This window comes from Fodinicurvata sp. EGI_FJ10296 (assembly GCF_040712075.1).
Classification (GTDB): Bacteria; Pseudomonadota; Alphaproteobacteria; order DSM-16000; family Inquilinaceae; genus JBFCVL01.
In genome coordinates, this window is sequence record NZ_JBFCVL010000011.1 from 52,613 (window position 1) to 76,427 (window position 23,815).

Below are 23,815 nucleotides of genomic sequence, written 5' to 3' on the forward strand. Positions count from 1 at the left end.
CCCCTGAATCTCTGCGGCGGCCGGACGGATCCGTCAGGCCAGCCGTCGCTTCAGGAACAGCATCACGGACTTGGTTGTCATGCCCTCGCCCACGATCGGCGCGACGCCGACAAGTTCCCAGCCGTCGGCGCCGAGGTCGTTCAGCGCCGCCTCGGCGGCGTCTTCGGGAATGTCCTTGGTGACCCATCCCTCGGCCTTTCGGGTCACGACCCTGTATTCCCATTTTTCCATCGGTGGTCTCCCATTGTGCAAGGGCGGGCCGGCATGATCGCGTGGTGCCAGCGAATGCGATTGCGTAACGTCCAACTCGGCGGCACAAAGATGGAAACGCCAGTGAAGCATGAACATCAGCGCAAGGGTATCGGTCATGTCAGAAAGCGCCGTAATCGTCGGCTGGTCCCATTCCCCCTTCGGCAAGCTCGACGACCCGGACGTCGAATCGCTGACCGGCCGTGTCGCGGCCTCGGCCATCGAGCATGCCGGCCTGACCGCTGCGGATATCGACCTGATCACCGTCGGCGTGCTGAACAACGGTTTCTCGCGCCAGGGATTCGAGGCCGGGCTGGTCGGCGCGGCCACGCCGGAACTGGCGGCAATTCCGGCGATGCGGCTTGAGAACGCCTGCGCCACCGGTTCGACTGCGCTTTATGCCGCCATGGACCACATCGAAAGCGGCCGCGGCCGGGTCGCACTGGTCGTCGGCGCGGAAAAAATGACCGCCACGCCGACGGCCGAGGTGGGAGACATCCTGCTCTCGGCGAGCTATCGCAAGGAAGAGGCCGATATCGACGGCGGCTTCGCGGGGATCTTCGGGCGTATCGCGCAAAGCTATTTCCAGCGCTATGGCGACCACAGCGCCGATCTGGCGCGCATCGCGGCCAAGAACCACGCCAATGGCATGGCCAACCCGCTGGCCCATATCCGCAAGGATCTGGGATTCGAGTTCTGCAACACTGTTTCCGACAAGAACCCGATCGTCGCCAACCCGTTGCGGCGGACCGATTGCTCGCTGATTTCCGATGGTTCGGCGGCCATCGTCGTGGCGTCGGAGTCGGTCGCCGCCGATCTCGACCGAGCGATCCGGCTGCGGTCCCGGACCCTGCAGAACGACGCGCTGCCGCTGTCGCGCCGCGACCCGACCGCATTCGACGGCGCTCGTCGTGCCTGGCAGAAGGCGCTGACAGACGCCGGTGCGACGCTGGAAGATCTCGATTTCGTCGAAACCCATGACTGCTTCACGATTGCCGAGCTGATCGAATATGAAGCCATGGGGCTGACCGCGCCCGGCGAGGGGGCGCGCGCCATCCGCGAAGGCTGGACACAAAAGGACGGCCGGCTGCCGGTCAATCCGTCGGGCGGGCTGAAATCCAAAGGCCATCCGATCGGCGCAACCGGCGTCTCCATGCATATCATGGCCTGCATGCAGTTGATGGCCGAAGCCGAAGACATGCAGATCGGCGGCGCCGAACTGGGTGCCGTATTCAATATGGGCGGCGCGGCGGTGGCCAACTGCGTTTCGATCCTGGAGCGGATGAAATGACCGAGACAGGAGGCCCGGCGGGCCAGCGCGTCATGAATCTGGCGACTCTGCTGACCCAGGCGGCGCGGCGCCGGGGGCCGCACCCGGGACTTATCAAGGGCGAGCAACGCTGGAGCTGGGCCGATCTCGAACGCGACACCGGCCGTCTGGCGGCGGCGCTGATCGGACTTGGTATCGGCAAGGGCGATCGCATCCTTGCGCATTCGCGCAACGGCCACGAGCTGGTCATTGCCATGTTCGCGGTGTTCCGCATCGGCGCCATCTGGGTGCCGACGAATTTCCGGCTGACGCCGGGCGAGGTTGTGGACCAGGCCGAGACCGCGGGCGCTTGCGTCTTCCTGTGCGACGGTGGCTTTCCCGAGCACGCCGCGGCCGTCGCCGAGCGCGCGTCCACCGTTCGGCACATCGTGCGCATGTGCGAAGGCACGTTTGGCGACACGACGCTGGCGTCGCTGATCGAGACCTGTCCGCCGGACGCGGTCCGACCGGCGGCAGCCGTGACCTACAACGATCCCTGCTGGTTCTTTTTTACCTCGGGCACCACCGGCAAGTCCAAGGCCGCCATCCTGACCCATGGGCAGATGGCGTTCGTGATCACCAATCATCTGGCCGATCTGGTGCCGGGCACCGACAGCGACGACGCCTCCCTGGTCGTCGCCCCACTGTCGCACGGCGCCGGTGTCCACATGCTCAATCAGGTCGCCCGGGCGGCACGGACGGTGCTTCCCGATTCCGACCGCTTCGACGCCGCCCTGCTCTGGCGGCTGATCGACGCGCACCGGATCACCAACATGTTCACGGTGCCCACAATTCTGACCATGCTCTCTGACCACCCCGATGCCGCCGCACGCCCCCATCCATCACTTCGATACGTCATCTATGCCGGGGCGCCGATGTATCGCGAGGACCAGAAGCGAATCCTTGCCACGATAGGCCCCGTGATCGTCCAGTATTTCGGTCTGGGCGAGGTCACCGGCAACATCACGGTTCTGCCCCCGGCGCTGCATTCCCTCGACGACGGACCAGACGCCCGCATCGGCACCTGCGGCATCGAGCGTACGGGCATGCAGGTGAGCGTACAGGACGACCGTGGGAAGGAGGTGCCGCCGCTGGAGACCGGCGAAATCTGCGTTATCGGTCCGGCGGTGTTCCCGGGCTATTTCGACAATCCAAAGGCCAATGCCGAGGTCTTTCGCGACGGCTGGTTTCGCACCGGCGATGTCGGCCACATGGACCGCGAGGGCTTTGTCTATATAACCGGCCGAAAGTCCGACATGTATATTTCCGGCGGGTCCAACATCTATCCACGCGAAATCGAGGAAAAGATTCTGACGAACCCGGCCGTCGCCGAAGTGGCGGTGCTGGGCGTACCCGATGCGAAATGGGGCGAAAGCGGTATCGCCGTCTGCGCGCTGAAGCCCGGAACGGCATTGTCCGAGACCCAGCTGCTGACATGGCTGGAGACTCATATTTCGCGTTATAAGTTGCCCAAACGTGTGGTTTTTCTCGATGCTTTGCCGAAATCCGGCTACGGCAAGGTGCCAAAGCGGCTGGTGCGCCAGACGCTTGAAGAGCGTGGCCTGTTGCCGGAACCAACCGGGGAGACATGATGATGCGCTGCGTTTCCCAACCCGGCCCTGCGACGGACCCGCGAACCATCGCAATTCCGGCCGGGGCCGTCGACATCGATGCGACGCTGGCGCCCGGCGCACCGCTGCTCGACCAGTTGTACGACCTCCTCCGCCGGCACGGATGTGAAAGCGGCGTGTTCCACATGACCGGCGGCACGCTCGATCCGTTCGCCTATGTGATTCCGGCGCTGTCGCCCAACGAACAGCACGCGGCCTATTACAGTGAGACGTTCCGCCCGGCCGGCCCATCGCACTTATCGCAGGGCGCAGTGACCATGGGTCTGCGCGACGGCGAACCCTTTTTTCACTGCCACGCCTTCTGGACCGAAAGCGGGGGCAAATCGGCTGGCGGCCACATCCTGCCGTTCGAAACCATCGTCGCCGGCGCCATTCGTGTCGTCGGCATCGGCCTGAAGGGCGCGGCCTTCGAAACACACGCCGATGCCGAGACCGGCTTCCCTCTGTTCACGCCGGTCCCGGCCGGGAGCCATGACGCAATCCCGGCCCCGGAATTGATCCCGGCACTGGCCGTGCGTCTCAAACCGCACGAGGACATCGTCACCAGTCTCGAAGGCGTGGTGCGGGCCGTAGGCTGGCAACGGGCGCGTGTGCACGGTGGCGTCGGCAGCATCATCGGCGCCCGCTACATCGACGCGCCGCCGGTCGATCCGTTCGCGACCGAAATGTTCCTGACCGACGGCATGATCGATCCGCTTGGCGACCACAGCCATCTCGAAACCGGCCTCGTCGATCTGACCGGCGCGCTTAGCAGCGGCAGCCTCGTGCCCGAGGACAACCCGATCCTGATGACGCTCGAAGTCGTTCTGACGCAATGCCAGAGTAGCGTGAGCCGATAGTGCCGGGAGTCATTGCTCGCCGCGAGCCCGCCACTCCAACTGTAGCCACTGGAAACGGAGATCAGAGTATGATGATGACAGGACCATCAGTCGCATTCGTGGCTATGCTGTTTCTATCCTGGACGGTACCGGACGGAGCGCCGTATCGCGACCTTCTGGCCGACCCCGGCAATGCCGAGATGGCGGTGGAAATCATGGGCTTTGCCGATGCGGAAACGTGCGAGGCCTTCATCGACAAAATACGCGAGGATGACTCAGGGGCGTTTCTGCCCTATGACGGCGCCACCGTCTCCCGCGCGGAATGCCGTCCGTACTGATCGGTGGCGGCCCTGCAAATGGAACACCCCCAGCGACCCGAGGATAGCGGCGACATGAGCCAAACACCTACCTTCGTCACCCATCTCGAATGCTCGATGACGGGAGAGCGGTATGAAGCCGACCAGCCGCACAACCTCTCGAAGGCGGGCAAGCCGCTTCTGGTGCGTTACGATCTGGATGCGCTGAAAGCCGCTTTCTCCAAAGATGTGCTGGCGGGACGCCAGTTTGAGGGGCTCTGGCGGTACCGCGAGATGCTGCCGGTGCGCCGGGCGGAGAACCGGGTTTCGCTGGGCGAGGTCGTCACCCCCCTGATCGACCTGCCAAAGCTCGCCGGCGGGGCCGGCCGACTCTCGGTCAAGGATGAAGGCCATCTGCCGACCGGAAGTTTCAAGGCACGCGGGCTGGTCATGGCGGTAGCGATGGCAAAGGAACTGGGACTGAACCATCTGGCCATGCCGACGAACGGCAATGCCGGTGCCGCTCTGGCGGCCTATGCCGGCCGGGCCGGGCAGCGGGCAACGGTCTTCTGCCCGGATGACACGCCCGAGATCAATGTCCGCGAGATCCAGGCCCAGGGCGCGAGGGTCTACCGGGTCAACGGCCTGATCAACGATTGCGGCAAGATCGTCGGCGACGGCAAGGCCGCTGCCGGCTGGTTCGACGTTTCCACCCTCAAGGAGCCGTATCGGATCGAGGGTAAAAAGACGATGGGCCTGGAACTGGCCGAGCAACTCGGCTGGGAACTGCCCGACGTCATTTTTTATCCCACTGGTGGCGGCACCGGACTGATCGGCATGTGGAAGGCTTTCGCCGAACTGGAGGCCATGGGCTGGATATCGGGGAAGAAACCCCGCATGGTCGCCGTCCAGGCCACCGGTTGCGCGCCGATCGTCAAGGCCTATGAGGCCGGCGAGGAGCACGCCCCGCTGTGGGAAAACGCCCACACGGTCGCCGCCGGCATTCGCGTACCGGTCGCAGTCGGCGATTTCCTGATCCTGCGCGCTGTTCGCGAAAGCGGCGGGTTCGCCATCGCCATCGACGACGACACGATCATGGCGGCCCGTGACGAAGTGGCGGCGGGCGAAGGGCTACTGTTGTGCCCGGAAGGGGCGGCCACTTATGCGGCTTATCGTCAGGCGCTGGCCGACGGCAAGGTCGCGGCGACCGATCGTTGCGTCCTGTTCAACTGCGCCACCGGCCTGAAATACCCCCTGCCCGAGGTCACCCGCAGCATCGACCGGCACGCCCCGATCGATTACGCGGCACTGTAGTAAACAAGAAAAAATTGCAACATCCCATCGAAACCACTACCAGTGCGGGCGTTACATTGCGAACCGCCCCGCTGGTGACATGCCGCCCCCCACTACTCCTCATGATGACCTTTTCAAGGCGCTGCTCGACGACCCGCGCCGTGCGGCAGCGGTTCTGAACGACTATCTCCCGCCGGAGATCGCACCGATGCTGGGGCATGCGCTGCCGGAGCCGATCGACGGCAGCTTCATCGACGAGGACCTCGCCAACAGCCAGAGCGACCGGCTGTTCCGGGTGCAGACCCGCGACGGGCGATCGGCCTTCGTCTATGCCCTGCTGGAGCACAAGAGTTCGGTCGACCCGGCGACGCCGATCCAGCTGGGCACCTATCTGCTGCGCATCTGGCGCCGGCATGGCGATGCTCCGGACGGGAATTTCCGCCGGCTGCCGCCGATCATCCCGATCGTGTTCTACCATGGCCGCCAGCCGTGGAGCGTCCCGACCGCGATCATCGATTGCATCGATGCCGACGCGCCGCTCAAGGAGCAGCTCCGCGACCTCCGCTACACCGTCCATCACCTGAACGAACGTCCCGACAACGCCCTGTCCAACCATCGCGACGTCGCCGCGGTGTTCCTGGCGCTCAAGCATCTGCGCGAGGAACCGGCGGCGTTCGACACCCTGGTGCGGATCCTTGAGCTGCCGGCAGCCGACACGCAATTGCTGAAACAGCTGATCCAATATATCCTGACGACCCAGCCTTCCATCGACCGCGATGGCTGGCAACAGCTGATATCCGCAGCCCGACCGCAGGAGGAGGACACCGTCATGTCGATCGCGATCCGTCAATGGCAGGAAGAAGGCCGCCTGCAGGGGCTGGTACAGGGGAAGGCCGAGGGAAAAGCCGAAGGAATAACAGAGGGAATGGCCAAAGGAATGGCCGATAGCCTTATCCAGATCCTTGAAACCCGCTTCCACGAACTCGACGAGGATGTCAAGAGCCGGATCCGGAACCAATCAGCCGACGCCCTCAGCATGGCGACCAAACGTGCACTCGTCGCACCGACGTTTGAGCAGGCGCTCGACGGATTGACGCACCATTAGCGACAGGGATCTGCCGGGGAGAGATCCTTGTCAGGTCACTTTGGCACCCCGCCCCGCCACACACGAAGAGAATATCTTCATGTCGATCGCGATCCGTCAATGGCAGGAAGAAGGCCGCCTGCAGGGGCTGGTGCAGGGAAAGGCCGAAGGAATGGCCGAAAGCCTCATCCGGGTCCTCGAAGCCCGCTTTCACCCGCTCGATCAGAGTGTGAAAAACCGGATCAGAATGCAGTCTGTCGAGGCGCTTGAAACAGCGACCGGGCGGGCGCTGGCCGCACCGACACTTGATCACGTGCTAGACGGATTCTCGCAGCATTAGGGCCGTCGCCTGATCGTCGCGACGAGCAGACGATCAGCAGCCGACGGGGCCGAGCATGTGTATGCCGCACTCGGTCTTGGCCATACCGCGCCACCGGCCGTCCCGCACCTCTTCGCCGGGACGCCGGCGCGAGGTGCAGGGAATGCAGCCGACACTGTCATACCCCTTGTCCTGCATCGGATGGCGCGGCAGATTCAGACTCTCGAACCTCTGCTCGACGTCCTTTGGATCAAGCGCTGCCAGCGGATTGACTTTGAGGCGCGGCCCCTCGACCTCGACGACCGGTATGCGTGACCGCTGGCCGCCGTGATAGCGCTTGCGCCCATTGGCCCACGCCGCCATCCCGTCCAGCGCGCGTTCCAGCGGCCTTACCTTGCGCATGTGACAGCACGCATCGGGATCCGAAGCCCACAGGAATTCCTCCGGGTCGCGCTCCGCCTGATCTGCGGCATCGGGATGCAGCGAGCGGACATTCGTCAACCTCAGGCGGTCCACCAGCCGGTCGCGATAGTCCAGCGTCTCCGGGAAAAGCCAGCCGGTGTCGAGCAGCAACACCTCGATGGTGCCATCCACCCGCGCCATCGCGTCGAGCAGCACGGCCGATTCCGTACCGAACGATGACACCACCGCGAACCTGCCGGGGGCAACGGTTTCACGGATGGCATCGATCACGACTTCCGGCGCCGCACCTTCCAGGCTCGCGTTCAGGATGCGGGCCTTTTCGGTCAGAGATGCGTCCAGGTCCACCATCAGCTGGCCACTCCCGCCCCGCCTACGCGGGCTCTGAATGCTGTCATGCGGTTATCGGCGCCGGGTTGATACACAACGGGAATGCTCGCAACCTCGCGGTCGAACGCGTCCGCGTCGGCATCGCGGGCGACCAGCAAGGCGTCAAAGCCGGCACGCACCATGAAGGCGAACTGGTCCCGGAGTACCTGACCGGTCGCCCGGATTTCGCCGCTGAAGCCGTAATGCTCGCGCAGTTGACGCGCCTGGCTGTATGCCCTGCCGTCCTTGAAGGTCGGAAAGGACAGACAGACCAGCGACAGTCGATCCAGATGGGGTGCCAGATCCGACACCGGCCGGTCGTTGGGCCATGTGACCCCCCATCGGGCATCGGGCCGCGCCTCCACAGGCACCGCACCGTAGTCAGCCAGTTGGTCGGCCGTGAGGAGAAGGTGGTCGCCCGCAGGCGGCGCCGTAGCATCCGCAACGGCAATCCATACATCCGCTACCGGTCGACCGTGCTTAAGCAGCGGCATTGGCTTGCTCCTTGAATGGCTCGATCCCCAGACGCCCGACCAGATCGATGAACCGCTCTTCGGGTCCGTGCCTATGGGCGAGATAAGTGTCGATCAGGTCTTCAACCACGTCGACGACGCGGTCGGCGGGCACGGCCGGGCCCAGCAACTGACCAAGCGTGGCATCGTCGTCGGACCGGCCGCCAAGCGTGATCTGGTAGACTTCCTGGCCCTGCTTCTCGACGCCGAGAAGGCCTATATGCCCGACATGATGGTGTCCGCAAGCATTGATGCAGCCAGAAATGTTGATGCGGACGGGACCAATGCCGTGCACGCGGTCAATATCGGCAAAGCGGCGTGTGATTGCCTGGGCAATGGGAATGGACCGCGTGTTGGCCAGACTGCAGAAATCCAGCCCCGGGCAGGCGATGATGTCGGTCAGATGGCCGACATTGGCCGTCGACAGTCCGGACTCGGCCAAAGCGGCGTAAAGTGCCGGAAGATCGCGCTGACGGACATGGGGCAGAACCACGTTCTGCTGGTGCGTAATCCGAAGTTCACCGAAGCCGAACCGGTCCGACAGATCGGCCAGGGCCTCGATCTGGGCGGCGGTCGCGTCCCCCGGCGCGCCGTCTTCCGGCTTCAGCGACACCGTCACTGCGGCATAGCCGGGCTTGCGGTGCGGGCTCACCGATGCCCGATGCCATCGGGCAAAAGCCGGCTCCATCAGCGCGCCCGCCAGCGCCGGATCGTCGCCGTCGAGCGATTCATAAGCGTGCTCCGTGAAGCGCTCCGCGACCGCCGAAATCATGTCATCGGTCAGCGTCAGCGCCCCGCCGCGGATCGTCTCGAACACCGCATCGACTTCGCGGCGGAAGGCGTCGATACCCAGATCGTGGACCAGGATCTTGATGCGGGCCTTGTAGATATTGTCGCGCCGTCCGTGGGCGTTGTAGACGCGCAGAATCGCCTCGACATAGCTCAGCAGATCCGACGGCTCGACAAACTCGGCGATCGTCTTGCCCAGGAACGGCGTCCGGCCGAGACCGCCGCCGACCAGCACTTCGAAGCCGACATCCCCGTCGGCCTTGCCATCGCGCCGGCGCATGCGCAGGCCGATGTCGTGAACCTGTACTGCCGCCCGGTCGTTGGGCGATCCGGTCAGTGCAATCTTGAACTTGCGCGGCAGGAACGAGAATTCCGGATGCAGGCTGGACCACTGGCGCAGGATCTCCGCCCAGATGCGCGGATCGGCGATCTCGTCAGGCGCGACACCGGCAAAGGCGTCGGTGGTGACGTTGCGGATGCAATTGCCGCTGGTCTGGATGCCGTGCATCTGCGCCGCCGCCAGATCGGCCATCGCGTCGGGCAGATCCTTGAGCGCGATCCAGTTGAACTGGATGTTCTGCCGCGTCGTGAAATGGCCGTAGCCGCGGTCATAGGTCCGCGCGACATGCGCCAGCACCCGCATCTGGTCCGACGAGAGGGTGCCATACGGGATGGCGATGCGCAGCATATAGGCATGGAGTTGAAGATAAACGCCATTCATCAGCCGCAGCGGCTTGAATTCGTCCTCGGTCAGTTCTCCGGAAAGACGGCGGGCCACCTGGTCGCGGAACTGGTCAACGCGGGCGGAGACCAGAGCCTGATCGTGTTCGTCGTACTGATACATGGTCGCTTTCTCGATAGCATTGCCGGGGGCCTGAAAAGCCGGAACGCCGGTCTCAGGAAACGGGGCCGACTGTCGGATCCAGCCCAGCCGCCGCCGTGGCTGACCGGTCGCCGGCATATTTCGGTATCGGCGTTGTCGGACCCGACGCGCGGATGCGCTCGCGAAGGTTCCCTGGCCGGACCGTGCCGTCATCGTCCCGAATGACCGGCGCGACATAGGCGCCCACGGCGCGTGGGTCAGCGTCCGCATCGACCAGCAGCGCCCTGGCCGCGTCTTCCGTCGTCACGACGATGGCGCCCGGCAACGATCGCGACCAGCCGCTGCCGGTCCACCAGAGAACCCCACCATCGGCCAAACCATTCGCGGTCACCACGACGGGCCCCTTCACGCGGAGCTTCTGTTGATGGGGAGACGTCATTCTGCCCTCGTGCTTGCGGGTTCGAACATGATTGGAAAAGGACGGGCTATTCGCCAGCGACAGCAAGGAAGCGCGTCTCGGCAGCGTCGATCCAGGGTCGCGACAGGCTTACGACATCGCCGACGATGAACAGCACCGGCGCCGACGGCGTCGCGGCGGTCAGCGCGGCCAATGCCGGCAGACCGTCGAGGCGGCCGACATGCGTCACGGCATCAGGGCGGGTCCCGGAAGCAATGACAGCAACCGGTGTGTCCGGCGCGCGTCCGGCGGCGATGAGCCCGTTGGCGACCGTCGCGGCGGCACTCCGCCCCATATAAACCGCCACGGTGGTGTCCTCGTCCGCCAGGGGCTGCCAGTTCACCGCCTCTGCGTCGGCGCGCCGGTGCGCGGCAACCGTCGCCAGCCGCGACGCCAGGCGCCGATGCGTCAACGGCAATTCCAGCGACGCTGCACAGCCAACTGCGGCCGTAATGCCGGGAACGACGTCGAACGCGATCCCCGCTTCCCGCAGAGCTTCGATTTCTTCGCCACCACGACCGAAAACGAAGGGGTCGCCGCCCTTCAGCCGCACCACCGCGCGACCAGAACGGGCGTGGTCGATCATCAGCCGGTGGATCGCCTCCTGCCCGAGACCGGGCGTCCCGGCGCGCTTGCCGACGAACACCTTTTCGGCGTCCCGGCGAATGCGGTCCAGAATCGGTGCGGTCACCAGATCGTCATAAAGGACGATGTCGGCGTCCTGCAACGCACGCAGGGCCTTGACCGTCAGCAGATCCGGATCGCCGGGACCGGCGCCGACCAGTTGCACCGAACCGACCGCGTCCTCGCCTGTTTGCGCATCGCGCAACGACGCGACACCTGCTGCCGCCTCGCCCTCGCGGCCGGCCAACACCGCCGCGCCGATCGGACCGTCGATCACCCGCTCCCAGAACCGGCGCCGGGCGGCGGTCGACCAGGCGGCAATCGGCGCGCGATGGGCGGCGATGAAGGCACCAAGCCGGCCTATGCCCTCGGGAAGCAGTGCTTCGATCCGTTCGCGCAACCGCCGGGCCAGGACCGGTGCGCCACCGCCGGTGCCGACGGCCACGACGACATCACCGCGATCGACGATGGCCGGAACGATGAAGGTCGACAGATCCGGCCGATCAACGGCATTGAACGGCGTGCCGGATCCGGCCATGCGCGCGGCCACCACTTCGTCGCGGCCATCGCCGCAGGCGGATACCACGCAGGCATGTTTGTCTGTCAGGTCGACGGTTTCGATCGCGCCATCGATGATGGTGACGCCGCGGTCACGGACATGGCTTTCCATCGCCGCCACCGGCGTGTCGCCAGCAGGCAGAACGCGCAGATCGGCGCCCGCCGCCAAAAGCAGTGACGCCTTGGCGGCCGCGGCGTCACCCGCCCCGATCAGCAGGACCGGGCGGCGGCTGAATTTCATGAAAACCGGAAAGTGCAGCATATCTATATATTCCAGTTCGAAGGTGCATTTCCGACATAAACACATTCACAGCGTGGAGAAAAGAGTTTTTACATTTTTACATGCAAATTATGTTGTATATGCAGGTGGCTAAAATGCCGGATTATGATGGTTGTGCGGTGCGAACACCGTTAACCTTTCGCATGGTATGATGCTTCGCCATGGGCGGCTCCGGCATCGCCACCGCCATCGAGTTCCCGAGGATCGAAAGTGGTCACGAATGACAGCAACAAATGAAGGATCATTGTCGATCGGGGCGCTGATCGCCATTGGCGGCGCGGAAGACAAGACGTCCGACTCGGAAATCATGAAGCGCCTCTTCAGTTATGCGCCCCCCGACAACGCGAAGGTCGGCGTCCTCACAACCGCAAGCGGCATACCCGACGAAGTCTATCCACAGTATGAAACCGTGTTCGAAGAGCTGGGCGCGACGGAGGTAATTCACCTGAACGTTCGCAAGCGCGAGGATGCACGCGATTCAGCTACTATCGACGCTGTCCGCTCCTGCGGCACGATCTTCATCACCGGCGGCGACCAGCTTCGCCTGACCCATGTTCTGGGCGGCTCGCCCTTGCTGGAAGCCATTCGAAAAAGGCGCACAGAAGGCGCCGTGGTCGCCGGCACCAGCGCAGGTGCCGCCGCGATGTCGGCCACGATGATTTATAACGGCGCTGCCGCCGACGCCCTGAAAAAGGGGGCCGTTAACATGAGTGCAGGTCTGGGCTTCGTTGAAGGCATCGTTATCGACAGTCATTTCCTGGAACGCGGCCGATTCACCCGGCTGATGGAGGTCGGTGCGACCAATCCGGAGTACACCGGCGTCGGAATCGGCGAAGACGCAGCGGTAATTCTGTATCCCGGATCCCGCGGACCGATACTCGAAGCGATCGGGCCGGGCCATATTATCGTCGTTGACAGTTCCGACCTGCGCAGTTCCAATGTAACCGATGCGCATAACGGCGATCCGCTGGCACTAGAACACGTCATTATGCATGCCCTGACCAGCGGCCATGGTTTCGACGTCGGCACACGTCGATTTCTCCAGCCCGACGAGGTCGATCGGGCAAAAAGGGACGCCAGAATTGCAGATTCTTGAACAACGGGCACTTCGCGGCCCGAACTACTATAACCGCTACCTGACGATATTCATGCGCCTTGATATCGGCGCACTTGAGACCAGACCCAGCGACCAGGTTCCCGGAATGGTCGACCGTTTGCAGCAACTGATGCCCGGCATCGTCGAACACCGCTGCTCGGTCGGAGAACGCGGCGGGTTCCTGCAGCGGGTCGCTTACGGAACCTACGCCGGCCACATCACGGAACATGTGGCGATCGAGTTGCAGAACATGATCGGCTTCTCGGTCGGCTACGGCAAGACGGTCGATAGCTATGATCCCGGCATCTACAATGTCTGCTATCGCTATCGCGACGAGGCCTGCGGTCTGGCCGCCGGGCGCGAAGCAGTCGACATCGTCGACCGCCTTTTCAACGGCGGCGATGCCGACATGGACGCCGTCATCGCGCGCCTCAAGGTTGTCCGCGACGCGCATATGCTCGGCCCCTCGACCGCCGCCATCGTCGATGCCGCCAAGGCCCGCGGCATACCCTGGTACCGATTGACCGATGATACGAGCTACATCCAGCTTGGCCACGGCGCCAGGCAGCAGCGCCTGCAGGCAACCGTCACCTGGAAAACGTCGATCCTTGGCCACGGCATCGCCGATGACAAGGACTGGACCAAGCAGATCCTCGGTGACGCCGGCATACCGGTTCCCGCAGGCCGTGTCTGCCACACCTGGGAAGAAGCGGTGTTGGCGGCCGAGGCCATCGGCTATCCGGTCGTCACCAAGCCGCTCGTGGGCAATCATGGTCGCGGCGTCAGCACCGATATGACCGACGAGGCCGAGTTGCGGGTCGGCTATGAAGCGGCCCTCGCCCGCCACGAGACTGTGGTCGTCGAGCGTTTCATCAGGGGCGACGATTACCGGCTGCTGGTGATCGACGGCAAGCTTGTCGCCGCCGCCCGCCGCCGTCCGGCCCATGTTACCGGCGACGGCAGGTCGACACTGAAGCAATTGATCGACAGCGAGAACAGCGATCCACGGCGCGGCATCGGCCATGAAAACCTGCTGACGCAGATCGACATCGACCGGCAGACCGAACGCCTGATTGCGCAGGCCGGGTTGAGCCTCGACAGCACGATCCCCGAAGGCGAGGTCGTCTGGCTGAAGCCGACCGCGAACATCTCGACCGGCGGAACGGCAACGGACGTGACCGATGATGTCCACCCCGAGGTCAAATACGCCGCGGAACGCATCGGCCGCCTGATCGGCCTCGATATCATCGGCATCGACCTGCTTGCCGAAACGCTGACCCGGCCGCTTGACGAGCAGTCCGCCGGCGTCGTCGAAGTGAATGCCGGGCCGGGCTTCCGCATGCATCTATCGCCGACCCACGGCAAGGGCCGTGCCGTCGGCGAAGCCGTCACCGACATGCTGTTTCCCGACCCCGCGGACGACGGCCGCATTCCGATCGCCGCCATCACCGGCACCAACGGCAAGACAACCACGACGCGGCTGCTGGCGCATCTGCTGCGCCAGTCCGGGCGCCAGGTGGGCATGGCCTGCACCGGCACGATCGAGATCGACAATCACGTCATCATGCGCGGTGACTACAGCGGACCAATGGCGGCCCAGATCGTGCTCAGGGAACCCACCGTCGACCACGCTGTGCTCGAAGTCGCCCGGGGCGGTATCATGCGCCGGGGCCTGGGATTCGACACCTGCGACGTGGGTGTGCTGCTCAACATCGCCAGCGACCATCTGGGCGAATACGACATTCATACGCTGGACGAGCTGGCGCGCTGCAAGACAGTGGTCGTCGACGCGGTCAAGCCGGACGGCACCTCGGTGCTCAACGCCGACGACCCGCGGGTGATGGATCAGGGAACATACTGGGCAAGCGGCCGGATCGTCTATTTTTCGATGCGCCCGGAAACCGAAGCGCTGCGCGCCCATGTCGCCGATCACGGCATCCTGTTCACCGTCGCCGGCGGCAGCGGCAGCAGCCTTGCCGGCGGCCGGATCGTCATGCGCCAGGGTCAGGTAGAGGCCGACGTGGTCGCGATCGACGACATGCCGATCGCCTTCGAGGGTCACGCGCCATTCAACGTTCAAAACGCCATGGCGGCGGCGGCGGCGGGCTTCGCACTCGGGTTGACCCTGGGCGACATCAAAATGGGATTGCAGAGCTTCTTCCCCACACCGGGCATGCTCCCCGGACGGACCAATCTCATCGAGGCCGACGGCGTTCGCTGTCTCATAGACTACGGCCACAATGTCCCGGCGCTGACGGCGCTGGAACCACTCGTGACAGGCCTCAGCGGGGGCGGACGTCGAATCGGCGTGGCCAGCGCGCCCGGCAACCGGCGCAACGACGATCTGATGGCCCTGGGCGCGCAGATTGCCCGGATGCTGGATCATCTCTATATCTGCGAGTCCGATCCGCGCGGCCGCAAGATTGGCGAAGCGGCGGATCTGATCCGGCGCGGCGCCGAAGCCGAAGGCGGCTGTACCGTCGAAATCGTCATGGCCGAGAATGCAGCGGTGGAAAAGGCGATCGACGCGGCGGTCCAGGGAGATCTGCTGCTGTTGCTGGTCGATGACATCGACGGCGTCGTCCAGCGCCTGAAGGGTCGCAGCTTTTCGCGGCCGGCGCCTTTGGCGGGCTGACCGCGCCCAAACGGGAACCGATAGGACCGCGGGCAGTTGGATCGCCTTTATCCCCGCCACAAACCCGGCCCGCCGGAAAGGGAAACATCGTGAAAAATATCTTCGTCATCGGTCTCAACGAGATCAACCGCCAACGGCTGCAGAGACTGCGCGGCGTCGACGATATCACGTTCCACGGCGTTATCGATCCATCCAGGGTCTACGAGATGGAGGACTACGACATTCCGGCCATGCTGGCGGAAGCCGAGGCAACGCTCAGCGCCTTCGACGGCACCATCGATGCCATCGTGGGGTATATGGATTTCCCGGTCTCCACGATGCTGCCGATTCTGTGCCGCAAATTCGGTGTCCGCGCCACCTCTCTGGAATCGCTGCTCAAATGCGAGCACAAATACTGGAGCCGAACCGTCCAGCGCGAAGTGATCCCCGACCACATCCCCGGTTTCACCTGGTTCGACCCGTTCGACGAGTCCGCACTTGCCCGGATCGGCGAAGCCGGCATGTCGTTCCCGTTCTTCGTCAAGCCGATCAAATCCTCGGGCTCGCGCCTGGCATTCCGGATCGATTCACCGGAAGACTTCGACTTCGCGATCGGCCGGCTTCGCGAGGGCATCGCCTCGGTCGCGGAATCGTTCGACTTCGTCCTCGACCACGCCGATCTGCCGGAGGAAATCCGCGCCGTCAGCGGCCGTTGCTGCATGGCCGAACAGGTGATCGGCGGACGTCAATGCACACTCGAAGGGTATGTCTACGAGGGTGACGTCGTCCCCTACGGCATTGTCGACTCGATCCGTTATCCGCAGGTGCTCAGCTTCTTTTACTATCTGTATCCGTCGCAGTTGCCGCAGCGGGTTCAAAAAAAGATGGGCGACCTTGCCCGCACGGTGATGTCTCATGTCGGCTATGACAATTCGGCGTTCAACATCGAGTTCTTCTGGGACGAGGTGCAGGACCGGATATGGCTGCTGGAAATCAATACCCGGGTCGCGCAATCCCATTGCGACCTGTTCGAAAAGGTCGACGGCCTGTCCCACCAGCAGGTAACCATCGATCTCGGACTTGGACGGCGTCCGGTCATGCCTCACCGCGAGGGTGCCTATAATGTCGGCGCGGAGTTCTTCTATCGCGTCTTCTTCGCTGACGCCACGGTCACCCGGGTGCCGACGGCCGAGGAAGTGGCTGCCGCCGCCGCGAAGGTCCCGGGCACCTTCATCGCGCCGCAAGTGACCGAAGGCATGCGCCTGTCCGATCTTCCCGAACAGGACAGCTACAGCTATGCGGTCGCCTGCATCTGGATGGGCGCGAACAAGCAGTCGACGCTGCTGTGGAATTACGACCGCGTCCTGAAAGGACTGGACTTCGAGTTCGCCGAGATCGATGGATAGACAGTGAAGACGGCAAGGCTCCCGAACCGGGCGCCGTCTGTCGAACACCGGAGATCCATATGAAAGCCGTGACCGAATTCGAGCATGCCGTGTGCGAATGGCGGCATGTCGATATACCCATGCCCGACGGTGTGCGGCTGGCCGCGCGCATCTGGACGCCGCAGGGCGCAGAGCATGCGCCGGTCCCGGCGGTGCTGGAATACATTCCCTATCGCAAGAACGACCTGTGCGCACCCGAAGACCGGATGAACGGCCAATATCTGGCCGGTCACGGCTATGCCTATATCCGCCTCGACCTGCGCGGCGCCGGCGACTCCGAGGGGCTGCTGCTGGACGAATATCTGGCACAGGAACTTCAGGACGGGGTCGACGCCATTGCCTGGATTGCCGCCCAACCCTGGTGCGACGGCAATGTCGGCATGATCGGCATTTCCTGGGGCGGGTTCAACGGGCTGCAGATTGCCGCGCTCCGGCCGCCGGCGCTGAAGGCCATCATCACCGTGTGTTCGACGGATGATCGCTATGCCGATGACGTGCACTATATGGGCGGCTGTCTGCTGCTCGATAATCTGTCCTGGGCGTCCCAGATGTTCGCGCGCAATTCCCTGCCCCCCGATCCGCATAGCCGCGGCGAGTCGTGGCGCGCGTTATGGCTCGACCGGCTGCGGCACAGCGGGCTGTGGCTGAAGAACTGGCTGGAGCATCAGACGCGCGACGAATTCTGGCGGCACGGCTCTGTCGCAGAAGACTATACCCGCATCGAGGTTCCGGTCTATGCCGTTAGCGGCTGGGCCGACGGCTATTGCCGGTCGGTTTTTCGTTTGATGGAGAATCTGTCGGGCCCACGCAAAGGCCTGATCGGGCCCTGGGCTCACAAATACCCCCATCTCGGCAAGCCCGGCCCGGCGGTCGGCTTCATGCAGGAAACGCTGCGCTGGTGGGACCAATGGCTGAAAGGCCGCGAGACCGGCATCATGGACGAGCCGATGTTGCGGCTGTTCATGCAGGATTCCGCTCCGCCCCAGGGTGGCTATGCCGTCCGCGCCGGGCGCTGGGTGGCTGAACCGTCCTGGCCGTCATCGAGCGTGACGCGCACGGCCTTCGGCCTCGCGACCGGGGGACGGCTCACGCTTGCCGCGGGAACCGAACCGGCCGGCCCACCGCTTGCCGTGCGGTCGCCGCTCATGGGCGGCAAGGCGGCCGGGAAGTGGTGTTCCTACGCAGTACCTGGCGACCAGCCGGTGGATCAGCGGATCGACGACGGCGGTGCCCTTGTCTTCGAGACCGACCCGCTGATCGAACCGTTCGAGATCGCCGGCGACGCCGCACTCGACCTTTCACTGGCGGTGGATCGGCCGGTTGCTCAGGTCGCGGTGCGGCTGGGCGACGTCGCACCCGATGGGGCGGTGACGCGCGTCACCTATGGCGTCTTCAACCTGACTCATCGAAACGGTCACGAGACACCGGAGCCGCTGGTTCCCGGACGCACATATCGGGTGCGCGTGCCGATGAAGCCGGTCGCCCAGCGTTTCGCGCCGGGGCACCGGCTGCGTCTGGCAATATCGACCAACTATTTCCCGCTGATCTGGCCGTCGCCGGAGCCGGTGACGCTCACCGTATTCCCGCACGACAGCGCTCTGGATTTACCGGTGCGCACAACCTCGCCGGCCGATGCAGAATTGCCGGCGTTCGACCCGCCGGAAAGCGCACCGCGCCCGGCGATCGAGCAGATCGAGGAGTCCGGCGGCGGGTGGCAGCTGACCCACGATCTGGGCACCGACGCCTGCACTCTGGACGTTCGCGATGGCTCGGGCCAATATCGCCTCGTAGATGAAGGTATCACCGTTACCAAGACGGCGCGCGAGCGGTACGTGGCAGACCCCGCCGATCCGCAAGGCGTCAGCGGCCGCGCGGAATGGACGATGGGCCTGGCCCATGACGGCTGGTCGATCACGACGCATACGCAGACGACGCTCACCTCGACGCCGACCGCCTTCCGTGTGCAAGCAACACTGCGCGCATGGGAGGGCGAGACACTCGTCCACGAGCAGGAATGGGACGAAACGATCGCCCGTGTTCTGGTCTGAGGTCTTGTCCGACGTCCGGCACGTGATCACCGGCAGAGGAGACTTCCGTGATGGGATCCGGGATACGACAGAGCCTCGTCATCGGCTGGGCGGCGATCCATGCCATCCTCGGTCCAGCCTCAGCCGCGTTTGCCGACGATCCGCGGACATCGATCACGATTAACCAGGGCTTTGGTACACTGTCGGGCATTCATGAAGTTTCGTCCCTCCAATGGAACTTCACTGACGCGTATTTTACCGGCGTAATGGTGTCGCATCGTCTCTTCGATACAGGCATCGGCCTGTCGTTCGATCTCGAAGGCCATATCAACCGTCACTACGGTAGCGGCGAATATTGGGAAGGTGTCGCGGCGGTGGGTGCGCGGTGGGACCGTTTTCCCTGGTCGGACCGGCTTTATACCGGTCTGGCCGTTACGACGGGGACATCCTATAATACAGGCCGTTCCGGTGTCGAAGAGACGCGGCAAACCAGGACAAGCCGGGCGCTGCAATATTTGGGGATCGAAATCGAGGCCGCCCCATCGGCCGAGTCACCCTGGTCGGTGACGACCCGATTGCATCACCGCTCCGGCGTCTTCGGGCTCTACGATAGCGTTATCGGCGGCTCCAACTATTTCAGCATCGGCGTGCGGCGTCGCTTCTAGCCATCCGACCCCGCCGCCGATTGCCTTGTGAAGCCTGACGACGGCACGCGCCGCATCGGCCCGGGCCTGGGCACGTTCGCGCGCGATTTCCACGCGCTCCCGTTGCGCGTCGAGAACCTCAAGGAAATCGGCCATGCCCCCCTGGAATCGGGCGGTCGCCCGGTTCGTCGCACGCGCGGTGGTATCAAGCGTCCGTTCGAGAATATCCAGACGGTCGCTCGCCTCCCGGTGCTCGACCAGCGCCGTCTCGACCTCCTCCAGCGCCAGAAGCAGCGTGCGGCGATAGGTAAAGAGCGCCTGATGCGCCTGTTCCTCGGCAGCATCGACGGCCGCCCGGCGACGCCCGCCATCGAACAGCGGCACCGACAGCACGGCACTGAGACTGCTGACCACGGTCTGCACGATCGAGCCGGTCCCCAGTCCGGTGGCCGATATCGAGATGGACCCCGGTATCGAAAGTCGCGGGTACAGATCGGCGACGGCGACATCGAGTCCGGCCGCCGCCTGTTCGATATCCTGCTCGGCGGCGCGCAGGTCCGGACGCTGGCGCAGCAGATCCGCCGGTACGCCCGGATCTGGCGCAGCCGACGCGGCGGGTATCGGTTGAGGATTGGCAAGCGTGGGGTTCATTGTCCCCGGCGGCCGGCCGGAAAGCACGGCCAACCGGTTGATGGCCCGGTCGATTTCGGCCCGTATCGACGGTCGTCCGGCCTGCAGTCGCAACAGGGCGGCTTCGGCCCGGTCGGCGTCCAGGGGCGAGGCCACCCCCACGACCATCTGTTCATGGACGAGATCGCGGGTGTGGCGCTGAAGATCGATCGATTCGTCGACCACGGCAAGAGTGGCCTGGGCGCTGCGCAGGTCGATATAAGCGGTCGCGACCTCGGCCGTCAGGCTGACCAGAACACCCGCCAGGCGCGCTTGGGCCGCCTGTGCGCCGGCATCGGCCGCCTCGGCCGAACGGCGCGCGCGACCGAACAGATCGATCTCCCACGCGGCGTCGAAACCGGCGTCGAACAGCCCCGTGTTGTCCGCCGGTGCCGTCGGGTCCAGGCCGATATTCGACCGCCCCTCGCCCGTGGCGCCGAAATCGAAGGTCGGGAACAGACCCGCCCGGTCCTGCCGCGCCAGCGCACGCGCCTCGCGCAGCCTGCTTCGAGCGACCATGACGTCAGGATTGTCCGGCAACGCACCGGTGACCAGTCGGTTCAGGATCGGATCGTCAAAGACGGTCCACCAAAGCGAGCCGGAATCAGGCGCATAATCCACATCGGCAGTCGCCAGCCGGTCGTCCGCCACCGGCGTCGCGGCGTAGTCGGCCGGAACGCCCCGGTCCGGGGCCGGCAGGTCGGCCGACCCACCAGTGCCGCCGGCACAGCCCGCCAGCAGGCCTGCGGCCAACGCCACCCCCGGCAACGCCGGAACGATGCCATACGCCGGCAACCCGAACCGGCCCCGAACCCGGCAATCATTCAGCATCACACGCCTCGCCGCACAATCTCTTCAGACCGGGCCTTGATAGCCGACGATCGTAAAGATTGAGCGAACGCAGCAGCGACCGGAATCAGGGAACCCAGCGGTCAACGGGCTGCGGCGCGACCGCCTCGAACCGATGACGCAATGCCCGGGTCGCCGCCGTGAACGGCTCACGCGGGACGAAGGCGCCATCGCCCGGTTTGGCCTGCACTTGCCCGTCCTTATAGGCAACCCGCCCGCGCGACAACGTGACGGCGGGCAGGCCTTTGACGGCGATGCCCTCGAAAACATTGTAGTCGATGGCCGATTTCTGCGTCGCCGCGGAGATTGTTTTCGTCGCCTCGGGGTCCCAGATGACGATATCGGCATCAGCGCCGGGCATGATCGCGCCCTTACGGGGATACATGTTCAGAATCTTCGCAATGTTCGTCGATGTTACGGCGACGAACTCATTCATCGTCAGGCGTCCCGTTCCGACGCCGTGGGTCCAGAGCACCGGCATGCGATCCTCCAACCCTCCGGTACCGTTGGGGATTTTGGTGAAATCGTCTTTGCCCATCCGCTTCTGCTCGGTGGAAAAAGCGCAGTGATCCGTGGCCACGACCTGCAGAGATCCGGACACCAGACCGTTCCACAGGCTTTCCTGATGCTTCTTGTTGCGGAATGGCGGCGACATCACCCGCTGGGCGGCGTGGTCCCAGTCCTTGTTCTGATACTCGCTGTCGTCCAGAACCAGATGCTGAATCAGCGGCTCACCGAAGACGCGCTGGCCGTTGGCGCGCGCCCGGGCGATGGCCTCATGGGCCGGAATGGATGACGTATGCACGATATAGAGCGGCGTCCCCGCCATGCCTGCCACCATGATCGCGCGATTGGTCGCCTCACCCTCGACTTCGGGCGGGCGGGAATAGGCGTGCCCTTCGGGACCGGTGACGCCCTCGGCCATGTATTTTTGTTGCAGGCGCAGGACGACATCGCCGTTCTCGGCGTGAACCAGCGCCAGCGCGCCAAGGTCACCGACCCGGCAGAAAGACTGGTACAACTCGTCATCGTCGACCATCAGGGCGCCCTTATACGCCATGAAATGCTTGAAGGTTGTGACGCCGCGCTTGACCACGGCCTCCATTTCGTCGCGGACGCTGTCGCCCCAGTAGGTGATCGCCATGTGGAACGAGAAATCGGTCCGCGCCATTTCCGCTTTCCGGTGCCAATCATCGAGCGCGGCGATCAGTGACTGCCCATTCGACGGCAGGACGAAGTCGACGATGGTCGTCGTTCCGCCCGCAAGGGCCGCACCGGTGCCGGACTCGAAATTGTCGGTCGCGGTCGTGCCCATGAATGGCATTTCCATATGCGTGTGCGGATCGATGCCGCCCGGCATCACATAGGCACCAGCGGCATCGATAACCTCGTCGCCGGAAAGATCGGGACCGACGGCGGCGATGGTTTCGCCTTCCACAAGGACATCGGCACGATACGTCCGATCCGCGGTGACGATGGTGCCACCCTTGATCACGACGGACATGGCGGAACCCCTTCTTGTCTCTAAATTGATACTACAGCAGCGTGGGCCGCCGGGCCGGTCGCGTTATCCGCGCCGCCCCGGCAAGGCTGATTTGCAGACGGGTCAGTCGTCGGCCATTTGATCGTAGGCGGCGTGCGACCAGGCCGCTTCGCCCGGATCCTCGGTGATGACCGGGGCGCTGTCGCCGGAAAGCAGAACTTCCACGGTCTGATCGAACGCTTCGGGATCAAGGTAGCCCGGTGTTTCCGAGGTAATCAGGCCGACGACATTCTCGATCTGGCGGCGCTGGACGTCGAAGGTCGCGGCGCCGGAAGGATCGCGGTCGACAATGGTCTGTGCCGCCTCGTCCAGATTTTCCGCGGCGTACTCCCAGCCCCTCAGCGATGCGGCGATGAACCGGCTGAGCTTGTCGACGAATTCTTCGTCCTCGAGATTCTCGGCAAGAACATAAATCCCGTCTTCGAGCGTTGCGACGCCTTGATCCTCGTAGAAGAAGGTAACGAGATCCTCTTCGGGAATACCGGCGTCGATAATTTGCCAGTATTCGTTATAGATCATGGTCGAAATACACGATGCCTGGCCCTGAAGCAGCGGGTCGACATTGAATCCCTGACGCAAGACCGTAACCTCGGCGTCCGGCCCCTCGAAGCTGAAGCCCAGCCGCGCCATCCAGGACAGGAACGGATACTCGTTGCCGGCGAACCACACGCCCAGGGTATGGCCGGGGAAATCTTCCGGCGACGAGATCCCGCTATCTGCCATGCAGGTCAGCATCATGCCCGACCGGTCGAAAATCTGAGCCACATTGACCAGATCGACACCCCGTTCGCGCGCTGCCAGCGCCGCCGGCATCCATTCCACGATCGCATCGGCGCCGCCAGCGGCAATCACCTGCGGCGGCGCGATATCGGGACCGCCGGGCTGGATCGTGACGTTGAGACCCGCTTCCTCGTAGAACCCCTGCTCGTCGGCAACGAAATATCCCGCGAACTGTCCCTGGGTGACCCATTTGAGCTGCAAGGTGAAATCGTCCTGCGCCTGCGCGCCAAACGAGACGCCCGACACCAGTGCGCAGGCCGCTGCGGCCGTCAATGCGTTTTTCATCATGTTCATCCTTACCCTGTTCCCTATCGTTG

General features: G+C 64.3%; 21 protein-coding genes. 12 read left to right on the forward strand and 9 right to left on the reverse strand.

Features of this window, described 5'->3' with window-relative positions; all coding sequences use genetic code 11:
* Positions 1 to 33: 33 nt before the first annotated feature.
* Positions 34 to 369 (reverse strand): DUF4177 domain-containing protein, encoded by a 336-nt coding sequence (locus ABZ728_RS20775; protein ID WP_366658301.1) that lies wholly within the window; start codon positions 367 to 369, stop codon positions 34 to 36.
* Between ABZ728_RS20775 and ABZ728_RS20780 the strand changes: the two genes are divergently transcribed.
* The 7 genes from ABZ728_RS20780 (at position 368) to ABZ728_RS20810 (ending at position 7,020) form a co-directional block, all read left to right on the forward strand.
* Positions 368 to 1,540 (forward strand): acetyl-CoA acetyltransferase, encoded by a 1,173-nt coding sequence (locus tag ABZ728_RS20780; RefSeq protein WP_366658302.1) that lies wholly within the window; start codon positions 368 to 370, stop codon positions 1,538 to 1,540. The genes ABZ728_RS20775 and ABZ728_RS20780 overlap by 2 nt on opposite strands.
* Complete coding sequence (locus tag ABZ728_RS20785) at positions 1,537 to 3,150, forward strand: acyl-CoA synthetase (RefSeq protein ID WP_366658303.1); 1,614 nt, start codon at positions 1,537 to 1,539, stop codon at positions 3,148 to 3,150. Before ABZ728_RS20780 ends, ABZ728_RS20785 begins: the two co-directional genes overlap by 4 nt.
* The gene (locus tag ABZ728_RS20790; RefSeq protein ID WP_366658304.1) at positions 3,147 to 4,028 is read left to right on the forward strand and encodes a DUF296 domain-containing protein; all 882 of its coding nucleotides are present in this window, start codon (positions 3,147 to 3,149) and stop codon (positions 4,026 to 4,028) included. The genes ABZ728_RS20785 and ABZ728_RS20790 overlap by 4 nt, the downstream gene beginning before the upstream one ends.
* A 68-nt stretch (positions 4,029 to 4,096) precedes the next feature.
* Positions 4,097 to 4,345 carry a hypothetical protein gene (locus tag ABZ728_RS20795; RefSeq protein ID WP_366658306.1) on the forward strand — a complete coding sequence of 83 codons (249 nt, stop codon included), beginning with the start codon at positions 4,097 to 4,099 and terminating at the stop codon, positions 4,343 to 4,345.
* A gap of 54 nt (positions 4,346 to 4,399) precedes the next feature.
* Positions 4,400 to 5,617: a threonine synthase gene (locus tag ABZ728_RS20800; protein WP_366658307.1), complete on the forward strand. Its 1,218-nt coding sequence runs from the start codon at positions 4,400 to 4,402 to the stop codon at positions 5,615 to 5,617.
* Positions 5,618 to 5,696: 79 nt separating this feature from the next.
* Positions 5,697 to 6,701, forward strand: coding sequence for an Rpn family recombination-promoting nuclease/putative transposase (locus ABZ728_RS20805; protein WP_366658309.1), 1,005 nt, complete (start codon positions 5,697 to 5,699; stop codon positions 6,699 to 6,701).
* A 79-nt stretch (positions 6,702 to 6,780) separates the two neighbouring features.
* Positions 6,781 to 7,020 carry a hypothetical protein gene (locus ABZ728_RS20810; protein WP_366658310.1) on the forward strand — a complete coding sequence of 80 codons (240 nt, stop codon included), beginning with the start codon at positions 6,781 to 6,783 and terminating at the stop codon, positions 7,018 to 7,020.
* Between the two features lie 33 nt (positions 7,021 to 7,053).
* Here ABZ728_RS20810 and ABZ728_RS20815 read toward each other — a convergent pair whose 3' ends face one another.
* From ABZ728_RS20815 to cysG, 5 genes are read right to left on the reverse strand one after another with little or no spacing between them, the layout of a single operon-like run.
* Complete coding sequence (locus ABZ728_RS20815) at positions 7,054 to 7,770, reverse strand: phosphoadenylyl-sulfate reductase (protein ID WP_366658311.1); 717 nt, start codon at positions 7,768 to 7,770, stop codon at positions 7,054 to 7,056.
* Entirely contained in the window at positions 7,770 to 8,282 is a 513-nt protein-coding gene (locus ABZ728_RS20820) for a DUF934 domain-containing protein (protein ID WP_366658312.1), read from the reverse strand. The genes ABZ728_RS20815 and ABZ728_RS20820 overlap by 1 nt, the downstream gene beginning before the upstream one ends.
* A complete protein-coding gene (locus ABZ728_RS20825; protein ID WP_366658314.1) occupies positions 8,269 to 9,933 on the reverse strand; it encodes a nitrite/sulfite reductase in 1,665 nt (554 codons plus the stop codon). Before ABZ728_RS20825 ends, ABZ728_RS20820 begins: the two co-directional genes overlap by 14 nt.
* A 52-nt stretch (positions 9,934 to 9,985) precedes the next feature.
* Entirely contained in the window at positions 9,986 to 10,351 is a 366-nt protein-coding gene (locus ABZ728_RS20830) for a DUF2849 domain-containing protein (protein WP_366658316.1), read from the reverse strand.
* A gap of 46 nt (positions 10,352 to 10,397) precedes the next feature.
* Positions 10,398 to 11,813, reverse strand: a complete 1,416-nt coding sequence (cysG, locus tag ABZ728_RS20835) for a siroheme synthase CysG (RefSeq protein WP_366658317.1) — start codon at positions 11,811 to 11,813, stop codon at positions 10,398 to 10,400.
* A gap of 238 nt (positions 11,814 to 12,051) precedes the next feature.
* Between cysG and ABZ728_RS20840 the strand changes: the two genes are divergently transcribed.
* The 5 genes from ABZ728_RS20840 to ABZ728_RS20860 all read left to right on the forward strand — a co-directional run bounded on the left by ABZ728_RS20840 (position 12,052) and on the right by ABZ728_RS20860 (position 19,678).
* The gene (locus ABZ728_RS20840; protein WP_366658318.1) at positions 12,052 to 12,927 is read left to right on the forward strand and encodes a cyanophycinase; all 876 of its coding nucleotides are present in this window, start codon (positions 12,052 to 12,054) and stop codon (positions 12,925 to 12,927) included.
* Entirely contained in the window at positions 12,914 to 15,562 is a 2,649-nt protein-coding gene (gene cphA / locus ABZ728_RS20845; RefSeq protein WP_366658319.1) for a cyanophycin synthetase, read from the forward strand. Before ABZ728_RS20840 ends, cphA begins: the two co-directional genes overlap by 14 nt.
* Positions 15,563 to 15,651: 89 nt before the next feature.
* Positions 15,652 to 16,947: an ATP-grasp domain-containing protein gene (locus ABZ728_RS20850; protein ID WP_366658320.1), complete on the forward strand. Its 1,296-nt coding sequence runs from the start codon at positions 15,652 to 15,654 to the stop codon at positions 16,945 to 16,947.
* A gap of 59 nt (positions 16,948 to 17,006) precedes the next feature.
* Positions 17,007 to 19,034 (forward strand): CocE/NonD family hydrolase, encoded by a 2,028-nt coding sequence (locus tag ABZ728_RS20855; protein ID WP_366658321.1) that lies wholly within the window; start codon positions 17,007 to 17,009, stop codon positions 19,032 to 19,034.
* 50 nt (positions 19,035 to 19,084) lie between these two features.
* Positions 19,085 to 19,678 carry a hypothetical protein gene (locus tag ABZ728_RS20860; RefSeq protein WP_366658322.1) on the forward strand — a complete coding sequence of 198 codons (594 nt, stop codon included), beginning with the start codon at positions 19,085 to 19,087 and terminating at the stop codon, positions 19,676 to 19,678.
* Here the strand turns inward: ABZ728_RS20860 and ABZ728_RS20865 are convergent.
* The 3 genes from ABZ728_RS20865 to ABZ728_RS20875 form a co-directional block, all read right to left on the reverse strand.
* Entirely contained in the window at positions 19,565 to 21,157 is a 1,593-nt protein-coding gene (locus ABZ728_RS20865; protein WP_366658323.1) for an efflux transporter outer membrane subunit, read from the reverse strand. The two genes, ABZ728_RS20860 and ABZ728_RS20865, sit on opposite strands and share 114 nt — an antisense overlap.
* Before the next feature lie 85 nt (positions 21,158 to 21,242).
* Positions 21,243 to 22,679, reverse strand: coding sequence for a dihydropyrimidinase (gene hydA / locus ABZ728_RS20870; RefSeq protein ID WP_366658324.1), 1,437 nt, complete (start codon positions 22,677 to 22,679; stop codon positions 21,243 to 21,245).
* A gap of 102 nt (positions 22,680 to 22,781) precedes the next feature.
* On the reverse strand, positions 22,782 to 23,792 hold the full coding sequence (locus ABZ728_RS20875; RefSeq protein WP_366658325.1) for an ABC transporter substrate-binding protein: 1,011 nt from the start codon (positions 23,790 to 23,792) through the stop codon (positions 22,782 to 22,784).
* Between the last annotated feature and the right edge of the window lie 23 nt (positions 23,793 to 23,815).